Origin of the sequence: Stenotrophomonas sp. Sm2128, assembly GCF_030985535.1 — a bacterium.
GTDB classification, from domain to species: Bacteria; Pseudomonadota; Gammaproteobacteria; order Xanthomonadales; family Xanthomonadaceae; genus Stenotrophomonas; species Stenotrophomonas maltophilia.
The window spans coordinates 1-13,958 of record NZ_JAPTFQ010000102.1; the positions used below are offsets into that span (position 1 = coordinate 1).

Annotated in this window: 12 protein-coding genes and 2 tRNA genes; 6 read left to right on the forward strand and 8 right to left on the reverse strand. The window is 66.6% G+C overall.

Features of this window, described 5'->3' with window-relative positions:
• Position 1: 1 nt before the first annotated feature.
• A tRNA-Glu gene (locus tag O0K41_RS20430) sits at positions 2 to 77 on the forward strand.
• A gap of 165 nt (positions 78 to 242) precedes the next feature.
• On the opposite strand, the gene O0K41_RS20435 is transcribed toward O0K41_RS20430, so the two are convergent.
• On the reverse strand, positions 243 to 659 hold the full coding sequence (locus O0K41_RS20435; protein WP_005410074.1) for a GNAT family N-acetyltransferase: 417 nt from the start codon (positions 657 to 659) through the stop codon (positions 243 to 245).
• A 77-nt stretch (positions 660 to 736) separates the two neighbouring features.
• On the opposite strand from O0K41_RS20435, the gene O0K41_RS20440 reads away from it, so the two are divergent.
• Entirely contained in the window at positions 737 to 1,693 is a 957-nt protein-coding gene (locus O0K41_RS20440; RefSeq protein ID WP_164221528.1) for an SOS response-associated peptidase family protein, read from the forward strand.
• A 10-nt stretch (positions 1,694 to 1,703) separates the two neighbouring features.
• On the opposite strand, the gene O0K41_RS20445 is transcribed toward O0K41_RS20440, so the two are convergent.
• On the reverse strand, positions 1,704 to 2,084 hold the full coding sequence (locus O0K41_RS20445) for a response regulator (RefSeq protein ID WP_005410076.1): 381 nt from the start codon (positions 2,082 to 2,084) through the stop codon (positions 1,704 to 1,706).
• A gap of 132 nt (positions 2,085 to 2,216) precedes the next feature.
• On the opposite strand from O0K41_RS20445, the gene O0K41_RS20450 reads away from it, so the two are divergent.
• Positions 2,217 to 2,302: transfer RNA gene (locus O0K41_RS20450), tRNA-Leu, on the forward strand.
• A 200-nt stretch (positions 2,303 to 2,502) separates the two neighbouring features.
• On the forward strand, positions 2,503 to 3,936 hold the full coding sequence (locus O0K41_RS20455) for a GGDEF domain-containing protein (protein ID WP_308304560.1): 1,434 nt from the start codon (positions 2,503 to 2,505) through the stop codon (positions 3,934 to 3,936).
• Here O0K41_RS20455 and O0K41_RS20460 read toward each other — a convergent pair.
• Both O0K41_RS20460 and O0K41_RS20465 read right to left on the reverse strand, forming a co-directional pair.
• A complete protein-coding gene (locus O0K41_RS20460; protein WP_088436255.1) occupies positions 3,933 to 5,759 on the reverse strand; it encodes a methyl-accepting chemotaxis protein in 1,827 nt (608 codons plus the stop codon). The genes O0K41_RS20455 and O0K41_RS20460 overlap by 4 nt on opposite strands.
• Positions 5,760 to 6,013: 254 nt before the next feature.
• On the reverse strand, positions 6,014 to 6,559 hold the full coding sequence (locus tag O0K41_RS20465; protein WP_239503532.1) for a GNAT family N-acetyltransferase: 546 nt from the start codon (positions 6,557 to 6,559) through the stop codon (positions 6,014 to 6,016).
• 152 nt (positions 6,560 to 6,711) lie between these two features.
• Here O0K41_RS20465 and O0K41_RS20470 point away from each other — a divergent pair, with 152 nt between their 5' ends.
• Complete coding sequence (locus O0K41_RS20470; protein ID WP_164221522.1) at positions 6,712 to 7,800, forward strand: DUF5694 domain-containing protein; 1,089 nt, start codon at positions 6,712 to 6,714, stop codon at positions 7,798 to 7,800.
• Positions 7,801 to 7,861: 61 nt separating this feature from the next.
• Entirely contained in the window at positions 7,862 to 8,152 is a 291-nt protein-coding gene (locus O0K41_RS20475) for a putative quinol monooxygenase (RefSeq protein WP_164221519.1), read from the forward strand.
• On the opposite strand, the gene O0K41_RS20480 is transcribed toward O0K41_RS20475, so the two are convergent.
• The 4 genes from O0K41_RS20480 to O0K41_RS20495 all read right to left on the reverse strand — a co-directional run bounded on the left by O0K41_RS20480 (position 8,094) and on the right by O0K41_RS20495 (position 13,667).
• Positions 8,094 to 8,396, reverse strand: coding sequence for a hypothetical protein (locus O0K41_RS20480; protein WP_164221517.1), 303 nt, complete (start codon positions 8,394 to 8,396; stop codon positions 8,094 to 8,096). The two genes, O0K41_RS20475 and O0K41_RS20480, sit on opposite strands and share 59 nt — an antisense overlap.
• Before the next feature lie 62 nt (positions 8,397 to 8,458).
• Positions 8,459 to 10,648 (reverse strand): PAS domain S-box protein, encoded by a 2,190-nt coding sequence (locus O0K41_RS20485; protein WP_005410083.1) that lies wholly within the window; start codon positions 10,646 to 10,648, stop codon positions 8,459 to 8,461.
• 208 nt (positions 10,649 to 10,856) lie between these two features.
• Positions 10,857 to 13,244: a Tex family protein gene (locus tag O0K41_RS20490; protein WP_164221515.1), complete on the reverse strand. Its 2,388-nt coding sequence runs from the start codon at positions 13,242 to 13,244 to the stop codon at positions 10,857 to 10,859.
• A gap of 207 nt (positions 13,245 to 13,451) precedes the next feature.
• On the reverse strand, positions 13,452 to 13,667 hold the full coding sequence (locus O0K41_RS20495) for a hypothetical protein (RefSeq protein ID WP_005410085.1): 216 nt from the start codon (positions 13,665 to 13,667) through the stop codon (positions 13,452 to 13,454).
• Positions 13,668 to 13,958 lie beyond the last annotated feature (291 nt).

Below are 13,958 nucleotides of genomic sequence, written 5' to 3' on the forward strand. Positions count from 1 at the left end.
CGTCCCCATCGTCTAGAGGCCTAGGACATCACCCTTTCACGGTGGCGACCGGGGTTCGAATCCCCGTGGGGACGCCAATTCTTGAAAACCCTGGCTCCAGCCGGGGTTTTTCTTTGCCTGAGATTCCCGGGAAGGCCCTGTCCACGCAGGGAGTGGATCTACTGCGGAGCCGGGATGGATCCGGCGGCCGGTTAGCCCAGTAGATCCATGCCACGCATGGATGGCCTCAGCCTGAACACACCTCAGAACCGGCGATACATCCCGATCGATGCAGGAGCGGTGGGTGCGAAACCAAACTGCGCGTACAACCGGTGCGCTTCACCATCGGCCAGAAGGCTGACGTATGCAGAGGGCGGCAGGTTCGCCTGCATCCAGCCATCCAGGCGACGCATCACCTCCTTGCCCAGGCCCTGCCCCTGCAGGCGCGGCAGCACCGCGATGTCGCAGACCTGCAGGTGGCACCCACCATCGCCGACGATGCGGCCCATCGCTACCAGCTCATTGCCCTGGTAGGCGCACACGCCATACAGGGTATTGGGCAGCGCGCGTGCCGCCGCCTCCTGGCTCTTGGCACTGAGGCCCGCCAGCACACGCAGCTGGCAATAGTCTTCGACCGTGGGGACAGCCTCGCGGAACTGGCAGCTGACGGAATCATTCATGCGGTATCTCCCTGTAGGTCGGGCTATCCTGCCGCATCCACGTCGCAACGACTGCGACCCAGGCCTGCAGAGTTCCCATGTGCTATTCCGCCCTGATCCGCGCTGACTACGCCAAGCTGGTCCGCGAGTTCGGTGCCATCCTGTCGCTGGAGGAGTTCGCTGAACTGTACGCGCACGATCCCGGCAAGAAGCGGCCGAAAACCCCCAAGGCCATGGACGACGGCTTTGCCGGCGCGCGCACCGAACAGGGTCGCGACATCGTCGCGAAGATCCAGCAGTGGCATGCGCAGGAACACCAGGCTCTGGAGGCGGAGCTGGCCCGCCAACGCGAGCGCCGCGATATCGCCCACGCGACGCTCGCCACCCGCCCTACCCAGAAGGCACGCAACGACCTGCGCGTGGCCGGCAACCGCATCGAGCGCGCCCAGGCCCGGCTTGAGGACCTGCACCGGGTACAACTACTGCCGCGCGACAACCGCATTTTTCCCGGCACCTACGCGCCGGTGATGGTCAGCGAGAGCGGCCGACGGGTGATCAAGCCGATGCGCTACCAATGCCGGCTGCCGGACAAGCCGGCACGCAACGACGTGCTCTACCCCGGCACCTACAACGCACGACGCGACAGCCTGGAAGGCTATTGGCGCGGCGCGTTCGGCCTTCGCCACGGCGTTGTCGTGGTGCAGGCGTTCTATGAGCACGTACCACGCCACGCGATCGCAGGGCGCGCGCTTGGCGCCAGTGAAAAGGAACAGGATGTGGTGCTGGAGTTTCGCCCCGACCCGCCCCGCGACCTGCTTCTGGCCTGCCTTTGGGCGGAATGGGAGGGACCGGAAGGACGCCTGCTCTCATTCGCCACGATCACCGACACCCCGCCACGCGATGTCGCCGCGGCAGGTCACGATCGCGGCGTGATACCGATCCGCAGGGAGCATCTCGATGCGTGGCTCAACCCCGATCCGGACAACCTGGCCGGGCAGTACAGCATCCTCGACGACCGCGAGGACATCCGTTACCTGTACGAGGAGGCCGGCTGAAGCGCCGTTCTCACGCCGTTGCGCTGGAACGGCCCACCGCACGGCTCAGCGCCCGGGTCAGATCCGCCGACAGATACGGCTTGACCAGCAGTACTCCGGACAGCATAGACTCGGGCAGCTGCTCAGCCAGCATTCCGGTGGCAAGCACGAACGGTACGCCTCGCGCCGACAATGCTGCCGCCACCGGCTCGCTGGTCTCGTTGCGGGCCAGGCGATAGTCCAGCAGGGCCACATCGGGGACCGAGTCTTCCAGCACGCGCAATGCTTCAGCCACGCTCGCCGCCAACCCGACCACGGTCGCGCCGGCATGCACCAGCTGCATCTGCAGCAAGGCCGCGCTCATCTCGTCGTTCTCGACCACCAGCACCCTCAGGTCCTGCAACACTGTCATCGGCTATGGCTCCTGGAGGCATTCAAGCCGGCGCAGTATAGCCATCGCAGAGCCGATGCCGACAGGAAACGCCTCGATCTGCCTTGCCCCTATGAAAGCCCTGCCCTCCTCGGTTACACTCACACGCTGCCTGCCGGTGTGGCGGAATGGTATACGCAGCTGACTCAAAATCAGCCGGGGGTGACCCCATGAAGGTTCGAGTCCTTTCACCGGCACCACAGCATCAAAGGCCAGGTCCATGACCTGGCCTTTTGCTTTTCGGGCGATGCAGGCCCATATAGCCGCTCCGGTGTCACCGTGCTGACGCAAAACTGCGACCGCTGACAGGGTTGTCGCTAGACGCAGTGCACACTTTTCTTGCCAGCCTCACGTACATCTGCCTATCGTGATCCCGCCGGATCCGGGGGTGGGGGACTGCATGACGTTGCGTGCTGCACTGTTTTTTCTCGTCACGCACGCGCTCGTCATTGCCTTTGTCGGCCCGCAGGACCCGGTCGGCTCCTACCTGATGCTGATCACCGCCCCGCTGCTGGCTGCACTGGCCTGCTTACGGCGTGCACGTGTCAGCCAGGCGGCCTGCCAGTGGCGACTGCTCGGCGCGGCCGTCGGCCTGTTCTCTCTCGCGCTGCTGGCCCTGCTGTACCGCAATGTGGCCGGCCTCGCCCCTGCGCAGATGACCGCCTCAACACTGATCCTGTACGTGTTCTACCGGATCCCCCTGACCTACGTCGCTGCAAGCCCGGGCGGCGGGAACCGCTACATCCGTGCGGTGGACCTCGGGATCATTGCCCTGCTTTGGCTGCTGTACTACCTGCATGCGCGGGCGATGGCGCCGCTGAACACCGCCTTGTGGACGCAGTGCCTGAACACCATGAGCGGCGTGCAGAACAGCCTGGTGTTCTGCTTCGCACTGATCCGTTTCCTGGCCGAGGACGACCCGGACCGCCGCGATTTTTTCCGGACGCTGACGATCTACGCGCTGGGCTACTTCCTGCTGGCCTTCTACATCAATACCTATCAGCCGCAGGTGCCCGACGGCAATTGGGGCGACCTGCTGATCAGTGGACTGTTCGTGCTGCTGGCCATCCTGGCGGGCAGCCATCGTCGCTACCCGGCAGTGGAGGTATCCCGCAGCCTGCGGCGCATCGTCGATGCCGGCGTACCACTGATGCTGCCCTTGCTGCTGATGCTGGTGGCGCTTCTGGTCGCGCGCCTGCAGCCGACCCTGGCCACGGTCGGCTTCATCGGCTCCCTGCTCGGCTATGCGCTGCGCAGCGTGCTGAGCCAGGTCGAGATCCAGCGCCAGCGCGATGAACTGGAAACGCTGGCGCGGCGCGATCCGCTGACCGGACTGGGCAACCGGCGCAGCTTCGATGAGTCGCTGGATCGCGCCCACCGCCGCGCGCGCCGCCAAGGCCAGGGCCTGGCGGTACTGATGATCGACATCGACCACTTCAAACGGCTGAACGACACCTACGGCCACCCGGAAGGTGATCGGCGCCTGCGTGCCGTCGCCGGCATCCTCGATGGCTGCCTGCAACGGGGCGACGATCTGCTGGCCCGCTATGGCGGCGAAGAGTTCATCGCCGCCCTGCCCTCGCCCGATGCCACCCACGCCCTGGGCCTGGGCGAACGGCTGCGCGCTTCGGTCGAAGCCGCAGCCCTGCCCGCCCCCGTGGCCACCGTCACCATCAGCATCGGCGTGGCCTGGCAGGCACCCGGCGAAGACGGCGATCCGCGCGGCCTGGTCGAACGCGCCGACCAGGCCCTGTATCGCGCCAAGCATGCCGGTCGCAACTGCGTACGCGGCGACACCGAAACCAAGGAAGAACAGTCCGGTCGCCGCGCCTAGACCGCATGCAGCGCCGCCGCTCCGTGCCGGTGCCCGGCACCGCCCTGCAAGCGGAAGCTGGCCACCGTCTGCAGCAGCTGCGCCGACTGCTCTTCCATGCTGCGTGCTGCCGCCGACGCCTCCTCGACCAGGGCCGCGTTCTGCTGGGTGCCCTGGTCGATCAGATCGACGGCATGGTTCATCTGCTGGATGTCGTCGCTCTGCTGCTGCGAGGCAGTGCTGATTTCGGTCATCAGGTCGCTCACCCGGCGCACGTTGGTCACGATCTCGTCCATGGTGCGGCCCGCGCTCTCAACCTGCGCCGTACCGGCACCCACATTGGCAACCGACTCATCGATCAGGTGCTTGATCTCCTTCGCTGCGCTGGCCGAACGCTGCGACAGCTCGCGGATCTCGGTGGCAACCACGGCAAATCCACGGCCGTGTTCACCGGCACGCGCCGCCTCCACCGCTGCGTTCAGCGCGAGAATGTTGGTCTGGAAGGCGATGCCGTCGATCACCCCGATGATGTCGACGATGCGCCGCGACGAGGCATTGATCACCGCCATCGTCTCGACCACCTCATGCACCACACTGCCGCCGCGCGCAGCGACATCGGCGGCTCCACCGGCCAGCTGGCTCGCCTGGCGCGCGTTGGTGGCGGTGCGCTGCACGGTCTCGGCCAGGCCCTTCATCGACACCGCGGTTTCCTCGAGCGAAGCCGCCTGCTGCTCGGTGCGCTGCGAGAGGTCGCTGTTGCCCTGTGCGATTTCAGTCGCGCCGACCGCGATGGTGTCCGCGGCGAACTTGATCTGGCCGATGATCGCGGCCATCGCCTCGACCAGCGAATTCACGCCTTCGCACAGTTCGGCGATCGAGCCATTCTTGTCGGCGGTGGCCACGCGCTGGGTCAGATCGCCCTGCTTGGCCGCGGCCACCACCTCGCGGGTCTGCGCCACCGCGCGCTGCATGGCCTGGTTTTCATGCACCTGCGCGGTGATGTCGGTGGCGTACTTGACGACCTTGAACGGCTTGCCATTGAGGTCCAGGATCGGGTTGTAGGATGCCTGGATCCAGACCTCACGCCCGCCTTTGCCAAGGCGCCGATACTGGCCGGCGTCGTATTCGCCGCGCCCCAGTTTCTCCCAGAACTGGCGATATTCGATGCTGCTGCGATGCTCGGGCTCGACAAACAACGAATGGTGCTGCCCGCGCACTTCGTCCAGGCTGTAGCCGGTGGCGGCCAGGAAATTGTCATTGGCCGACAGGATGCGGCCATCCATGCTGAACTCGATCACCGCCTGCGACTTGGTGATCGCGGCCAGTTGCCCCGCCGAGTCGGCCGCCTGCAGCTTCTGCGCGGTGATGTCGGTCGCGAACTTGACCACCTTGTACGGCCGCCCCTGGCGGTCCAGTACCGGGTTGTACGAGGCCTGGATCCAGATCTCGCGCTGGCCCTTGCCGAAGCGGCGGTACTGTCCGGCGTCGTATTCGCCGCGCCCCAAGCGCGCCCAGAAGTCGCGGTATTCGGCGCTGCGCGCCAGCTCGGGGTCGACGAACACGGAATGATGCTTGCCCTGGATCTCCTCCAGCCGGTAGCCCATCGCCTGCAGGAAATTGTCATTGGCCTGCAGGATGGTGCCGTCGAGCGCGAACTCGATGACGGCCTGCACGCGATGCAGCGCGGCCACCTGCGCTTCCAGCTCGGTGCGGTCGGTCATCGCCTTCTCTGTGCCGGTGCGTTGCTGCGGCGCCAGTACGCCAAGCAGCGCACGCCACGGCGACCAACGGGTGTGCAGCTCGGCCGGCGCCTGCGCGCCTGCCGTGAAGCCTGGAATAAGCATTGTCTGATCCTCGGTGTCCGGTAAGCGGTTGTGACCCGACGGGCGGGATGCCCGGCGGCAACATCAGTTGCCAGGGACTACAGGTGCCAACGGCACCTCTCGAGCGACTGCCAAGAACGTCTGCTGCGGGTGCGATCGGCATCTGGGAGCGGCGGAACACACTGCGCGGACCGCCCATCGGGGGCAGCCTGGGGTCCTGCGGCGGGTGACTGGAGCGGGATCCAGAGGGAGTATCGGCGATGCCGTCAGCCGCTTTAGCGGGATTCCGCGACGTCCGTCGCAACTCCGTGCATTGCAGCCGGAATGCGGTAGACGATTGCCGTGTACTTCACGCCCTGCTCACGTGCTACAGGCAGTCCCCCGAGGGACTCAGCGAGGGAACGGCTGGACCGGTTCTGCTCGGCCACCGGATAGCGGAACGCAGCACAGCGCAGGCGCCCTGAGGCGGCCGACCACACCGCCGCCACGGCTTCGCGACCATAGCCGTGCCCATGCATCATTTCTGCGATCCAGATGCCCAGTTCGGGTTCTGCGTCACGGGCTCGATGCAGGCCTGCCAGGCCAAGGAATACACCATCCTCGCGCCTGCGGATCACGAACGTGATGTCGGTCCCGTCGGCGATGGTGGGCAGCCACGTTCGCCAGACAGCAGCAAACGCCTCCTTCGACGGCGGCGGCTCGAAGGACATGTAGCGGGTCAGCCCGGGGGTGATTCCCGCAAATGCCTCGTCGGCGTCACCGGGTGTGAATGGCCGAAGGTAGAGCCGCGGACTGTCGATGGTCCAGTCGTCGGACGTCATGTTCTGCATTGCCTGGGCGCTGGGTACAGCATCGCTCAGCAGAAGGATGCAGCTCAAGGCAAAAAGGTTTACATGACCAATGCGGGATTCCGCGGCAGGAGAATATGACCAGCATGAAGGTCCCGCAGGATGCTCATCGACATGGAGATCGCATGTTCCCTCGCTTTGCCAGCCTTCTCTTCCTGGCCGTGTGCAGCAGCAGCGCGCTGGCCAACGACACCGCCTATCGACCGGCCTTCCACCCGGACCAGCTGAAGGGACCGCCCGCAGGGCGCCCGAACGAAGTGCTGGTGCTGGGCAGCCCGCACCTGTCCAGCCTGCCGGAGACCTTCACGCCGGCGATGCTGGAACCTCTGCTGCAGCGCCTGGAAGCCTGGCGGCCCACCGCGATCGCAGTGGAGAACCTGTCCGGCCTGCAGTGTGACTTCATGCGCCGCAATCCGGCCCGCTACGCCGAGAGCGTAGCCGACTACTGCGTCGATCCGGCACCGGCGCAGGCCGCCACCGGCCTGGACGTGCCCAGCGCCAACGTGGAGATGGAACGCCTGCTTGCGGATTGGCCGAAGGCGCCAACCGCCGCCCAGCGACGCCGATTGGCCGCAGTGTTCCTGGCTGCGGGCGAGAGCAGCTCGGCAGTCGTCCAATGGCTGCGGCTGCCCAGGGAAGAGCGACGTGCCTCGGACAGCCTGACACCGGAGCTGGTGCAGTTCCTCGACACGCGCATGGCACGCCGCAACGAGGCCGGCCTGGTGGCCGGCGTCCTCGCCGCGCGCCTGGGGCTGGAGCGGCTGTGGGCGGTCGACGACCACACTGCGGATTCGCCTACACCGGAATCGCAGCAGAAGGCCTACGCTGCCGCCATACGCGGTGCCTGGGACAATTCCTTCGTCAAAGCGCGCAGGGCGGCCGATGAACGACTGGAAGCCAATCTTGCTCAACCGGATGGGCTGCTCGCGATGTATCGCGCCTACAACGCACCCGAGGCCGCGATGCTGGCCTTCAACAGCGATTTCGGCGCGACGCTCGTCGAACCCTCGCCGGAAGGCTTCGGCCGCAACTACGTGGGCTACTGGGAAACCCGCAACCTGCGCATGGTCGCCAACATGCGCGACGTGCTCGGCCAGCACCCGGGCACCCGCATGCTGACCATCGTCGGTGCCTCACACAAGGGCTACTACGAGGCCTACCTCAACCAGATGCACGATGTGCAGCTGGTCAGTGCGGACGCAGTATTGCGTTGACGGGATGGGTGCCGGCCACCCACCGGCACTATCCTGCAGGGCCCCATCCAGAGGTGCCTGCATGCTCAAGGTCATCGCCGAAGACTTCATCCATCCCGATGCCGTGGACACCGTGCTTCCGCTGTACCGGGAACTGGTCGCGTGCACGCAGCGCGAGCCGCTCTGCCTCGGCTATGAACTGTTCGTGGACCAGAAGGATCCCGGGCACTTCGTCTTCATCGAGCAATGGCCCAACCGCGCCGCCCTGGACATCCACTGCGCCAGCGAACATTTCCAGCGGCTGGTGCCGCAGATCAATGCCTTCCAGCGCGCGCCATGCCGGTTCCTGCTGATGGATGCTGCGCCTCTGTAGTGCCGGCATCAAAGCGACGGTGATCCCGGCGCCTATGCCGCCACAGCACCAGGCTGGCCGCCACCGTGCACGCCAGGGTGAGGGCCAGCAGCGCCACCACGCTCGCCTGCAGCACCGGCAACATTGCCTGGGCGAGACGGTCCTCACGCACCTCCTCCAGCCGGAGCCCGGCCGCCAGGGCCAGGCACCAGCCAACCATCGCCGGGGCGTAGGCACGCACCGCCATCGGGTTGCAGACATTCATGGAATCACCTGTAAGAGAGGATGTGCGCGCAGTATTTGCGCCCGCCCTCTCACAGGCTGAGATCAGCCCTCGACGACCTCGGAATCATCGCCCGGCAGCTCACTGGCCTCGCCCTGCACCTGCACGTTGTTGCGACCCATCGCCTTGGCCCGGTAACACTGGGCATCGGCCGCAGCCACCGCCTGGTCCACGCTCATCCCTCCGGCCAGCGGCGCGATGCCGATGCTGGCCCCTACCCGCAACCGGTCCTGGTCCCACGGAATCGACAGCGACGCCAGGGTGTGCAGCAGCTCGCCGCCAATGCGCGCTGCACGACGCGGCGTGCAACCGGACAGGATCACCGCGAACTCATCGCCGCCCAGCCGCGCCACCACATCCGAATCGCGCACCCCGTGACGCAGAACGCTGGCCACCGCCCAGAGCACCGCATCGCCAGCCAGATGGCCCCAGGTATCGTTGATCGGCTTGAACCGATCCAGATCGATGTACATCAGCGACGCGGCCTGGCCGGTACGTTCAACACGGGTGATCGCCTGCTGCAGATGCACCTCGAAGCCACGGCGGTTGCTCAGTTCGGTCAGCGGATCGATCTCGGCCAGATGACGCGCCTCGCGCTGGCGGGCACGCTGCTGGGTATCGTCGCGCAGCACCCAGACCGCGCCTCGCACGTGGCCCTCGTCATCGCGCAACCAGGCGCGGGTCAGGTCCACCGGCACCGTGGCGGCACCCAGGCGCAGCAGCAGGTCGGCATGCAGGTCGACCGCATTGCTGTCCGGATCCAGCAGTACCGACACGTCCAGCACCGAACCCGGCGCGTATTCGGTGGTCAGCGCCAGCACATCCTGCACCTTGTGTCCGGCCAGCGACAACGCGCCATCGCCGGCCAACATGCGTACTGCAGCGGCATTGGCGTAATCGATACGGCCATCGAGGCTGACGCTCAGCACCAGGTCGGCCACGGCATCCAGGGTGATGCGGCTGCGCTGTTCGCTCTCGAAAAGCCGCTGCTCGCTGCTGCGCTGGGCGGTGATGTCCTGGATCTGCGACACGAAATGCAACGGCTCGCCATGCTCGTTGCGCACCAGCGAGACCGACAATCGGGCCCAGATGACCTTGCCATCGCGATCGAGATAGCGCTTTTCCAGGTGGTAGTGGCTGCGACGCCCGGCCAGCAGGTCCTGCACCAGGGCCAGGTCGGTCTGCAGGTCATCAGGATGGGTGAGACGCTGGAAATCCACCTGCAGCAGCTCTTCCCGCGGATAGCCGAGGATCCGGCACAGCGCATCGTTGACGTCCAGCCATCGCCCTTCCAGTGACACCAGCGCCATGCCCAGCGCAGCCGAGGTGAACGCACCGGCGAACTTCTCCGCGGACAAGCGCGCTTCGGCCCTCGCCTGCAGGATCTCGGTGATGTCGATGGCCATCCCGACATAGCCGATGCGTACACCGTCGGCACCGTCCATGCGGCTGATCGAGAGGCGTACCTGGCGTGGCTGGCCGTCCTTGCGCAGCAGCGTCCATTGCCGCGAATAGGTCTGGCCATCGGCACGCGCACTGAGTGCCTCGAACACATCTGGCAGTTGGCCATCGGCATCGGCCAGCGGTCGCAGCCAGGCATTCAGTTCCTGCGGATCGTGGAAGGCATCCAGCCGGCGCTGGCCGACCACATCCGCCGCGCTGTAGCCCAGCAGGCGTTGCGCGCCCGTGTTGAACAGGGTGATGGTGCCATCGATATCGGTGGCGATCACCGCCACCTCGTCGGAGGCATCGACCACGGCCTGCAGGCGTTGCCGTGTTTCGGCCGCATCCTGTCGGGCCTGCTGCAGCTCGGTCACGTCGGCATGCGCACCGGCCATCCACAATGGTTTGCCCTGCGCGTCCCATTCGAAGACGCGGCCACGGTCCTGGATCCATATCCACTGGCCATTCTTGTGGCGCATCCGCAGCAGGCACGCGTAGTTGTCGGTGCGCCCCTCGAAATGCTCGTCCAGTGCCGCGTCCGACAGCGCTATGTCATCGGGATGGACCAGCTTCAGGAAGGTCTTCTGGCAGACCGGCTCCAGCTCTTCCAGGCGGTAACCGACAATCTCGGCCCAGCGCGCGTTGACCCGCATCTCGCCGTTCTGCACGTTCCATTCCCAGGTGCCCGCGGCGGTGCCATCGATGATCATCGCCAGCCGCCGACGCTCTTCGGCCAGCGCCTGCAGGCGGCGCTCCAGCAACCCGTTGCCGTTGGTGCCCTGGCCCGCCATCACCGCTGCCCCCGGCCCGCGCAGGCAGGCAGCGGCCGCAGCGCGACGCTGCAGACCTCAACGAAGACGACGGGTCCTGCTGGCGTCATGGCCCTCCCCAGCGACAGCGGGGTGGCCGGACGCCTCCCCTCAAGCGCAAGTGTGCGCAATCACGGGGAAAATCGACAAGTCCCCCGCCACGAATCAAGCGTGACGGGGAACACGGTCCTCAACTACGCTTGGCGCGGGCGAAGGCCTCGGCCAGGGCGTTGTTGGCCGGGGGCGCGGACGCGGCGGGACGGCCGCCATTGCCCTGGCCCCGGATCGGCCCGCGGTTCTGGCCGCCTGCATCCCGGCGCGGACCCTGCCCATGGCCGCGCTCATCACGCTGGCCCGGGCGGCTGGTGGCCTGCCCGGGGGTATCGTCCAGACGCCGGGTCAGGGCAATGCGCTTGCGCGCCACGTCCACCTCCAGCACCTTCACCTTGACGATATCGCCAGCCTTGACCACGTCACGCGGGTCCTTCACGAAGGTGTCGGACAGCGCCGAAATGTGGATCAGGCCGTCCTGGTGCACGCCGATATCGACGAAGGCACCGAAGGCCGCCACGTTGCTCACCACGCCTTCCAGCACCATGCCCTCGCGCAGGTCCTTGATGTCCTCGACGCCTTCGGCGAAGCGCGCAGCCTTGAACTCCGGACGCGGGTCGCGGCCCGGCTTCTCCAGTTCCTTCAGGATGTCGCGCACGGTCGGCAAGCCGAAGGTGTCATCGGTGAACTGCTCGGCCTTCAGGCCACGCAGGAAGCTGCCATCACCGATCAGCGCCTTGATCGGGCGTGCGGTGCTGGCCACGATGCGCTCGACCACCGGATAGGCTTCGGGGTGCACCGCCGAAGCATCCAGCGGCTGGTCGCCGTCGGCGATGCGCAGGAAGCCGGCGCACTGTTCGAAGGTCTTCTCGCCCAGGCGCGCGACCTTCAGCAGATCCTTGCGGCGCTTGAACGGGCCGTTCTCGTCACGATGGCGCACGATGTTCTCGGCCACCGTGGCCGACAGGCCGGACACCCGCGACAGCAGCGCGGCCGATGCGGTGTTCACGTACACGCCCACAGCGTTCACGCAGTCCTCCACGCGCGCATCCAGCGCCCGTGCCAGCCGGTACTGGTCCACATCGTGCTGGTACTGGCCGACACCGATCGCCTTGGGTTCGATCTTGACCAGTTCGGCCAGCGGGTCCTGCAGGCGACGCGCGATCGACACCGCGCCACGCAGCGACACGTCCAGCCCCGGGAACTCCTTGGCCGCGAACTCGGAGGCCGAGTACACCGAGGCGCCCGCCTCGCTGACCACGACCTTCTGCAGCTTCGGGTTGGCGGCAGCCTTGATCGCTTCGCCGGCCAGCTTGTCGGTTTCGCGGCTGGCGGTGCCGTTGCCGATCGCGATCAGTTCAACGTTGTGCTTGGCGCACAGTTGCTTGATCGTCTGCACCGACTGGTCCCACTGGCGACGTGGCTCATGCGGGTAGATGGTGTCGGTGGCCACCAGCTTGCCTGTGGCATCGACCACGGCGATCTTGCAGCCGGTGCGGATGCCCGGGTCCAGCCCAAGCACGGTCTTCGGGCCCGCCGGTGCGGCCAGCAGCAGATCCTTCAGGTTGTCGCCGAACACCGCGATGGCCTCAGACTCGGCCTTCTCGCGGGCCTGGTTGAACAGGTCCAGCAGCAGATGGGTGTGCAGCTTGGCGCGCCAGGTCAGGCGGCAGGCGTCCAGCAGCCAGCGATCGGCGGCGCGGCCCCGGTCGGCGATGCCGGCCCTGCGCGCCACGCGGCCTTCGGCGTACTGGTGGCCGGCCTCGGCATCGCTGCCCGGGTCCAGTTCCAGGAACAGGATCTCTTCGCGGCGCGCGCGGAACAGCGCCAGCAACCGGTGCGAAGGAATCTTCGCCAGAGATTCGGCATGTTCGAAATAGTCGCGGTACTTGGCGCCTTCGGTTTCCTTGCCCTCGGCCACGCGGGCACGGATCACGCCGGTCTCTCCCAGCCAGGTGCGCAGCTCGCCGACCAGCGCGGCGTCCTCGCCCCAACGCTCCATCAGGATCGCGCGCGCACCTTCCAGCGCGGCCTTGGTGTCGGCCACGCCCTTGTCGGTGTTGACGAAGGCGGCGGCGAAGGCCTGCGGATCCTGCGTGGGGTCGGCCAGCAGTCCATCGGCCAGCGGCTCCAGACCGGCCTCGCGGGCGATCTGGGCGCGGGTACGGCGCTTGGGCTTGTACGGCAGGTACAGGTCTTCCAGCCGGCTCTTGGTGTCGGCGGCCAGGATGTCGTTGCGCAGCTCGTCGCTGAGCTTGCCCTGCTCGCCGATGCTGGCCAGCACCGCCGCACGGCGCTCCTCCAGCTCGCGCAGGTAGGTCAGCCGGGTTTCCAGATTGCGCAGCTGGGTGTCGTCCAGGCCCCCGGTCACTTCCTTGCGGTAGCGCGCGATGAACGGAACGCTGGCGCCCTCGTCGAGCAGGCCGACGGCGGCGCGCACCTGGGCGGACTGGGCACCGATCTCGTCGGCGATGGTCTGGGCGATCTGCTGGGCGAGCGCGCTCTGGGCGTTCTTGGCGTCGTGCATTGCTTCAGGTCTGTGCCGCGGTACGGGAAGATCCCATTCTGGCAATCCACGACGGAGCCGGACAAGGCATTGACAGGGGGCGAGGTTCAGCGGCGGGGCCGGAGTGGACGCCGGCATCCTGGCGGAGAGAGGGCTCGGACTGGCCCTGGGCTGGGATGCCGGCGCGGGCGCGCGATGGTGGGCGCGCCCTGCCGCGTGTTGCGAAGGTCAGCGGTAGTGGCGCGCGGCGCGCTGCATGACGATCTCGTCACGCATGCCTTCCAGGGCCATCAGGCGGACCTTGCCGACACCCTGCAGTTCCATGAACCGCTCCGTGTAGAACTCCGGCCCCAGCGCGGTGTCGGCGCGGGATTTGCTGAAGCCGTAGGGCACCACGCCCTTCTCGCCATCCTTGCTACCACCGACATAAAGAACGATTGCCATGTGATGTATTCCTCCAAATTGCTACTGCGTACTGCACTCGATGAACGATGCTGCGAGCTCATCGAGGGAGAGCTTACCGCGTCGAACCTGACTGGAACGTCACGAAGGCTAATGACGATCGGTTGCATGCAGATGACTGCGGGATCGCAGCAGAATGCTTACGGATCTTTAACTTCCGGCTAACGAATCCGTGGGGGATTCCCGCCAACGGCGCAGCCCCTCGTGGTGGTTTGGTTGTTCGCGGAAAGCTGGTTTCCCGGGGGCTGGCCGGGAGGGTGGGTAGTGCGGGGA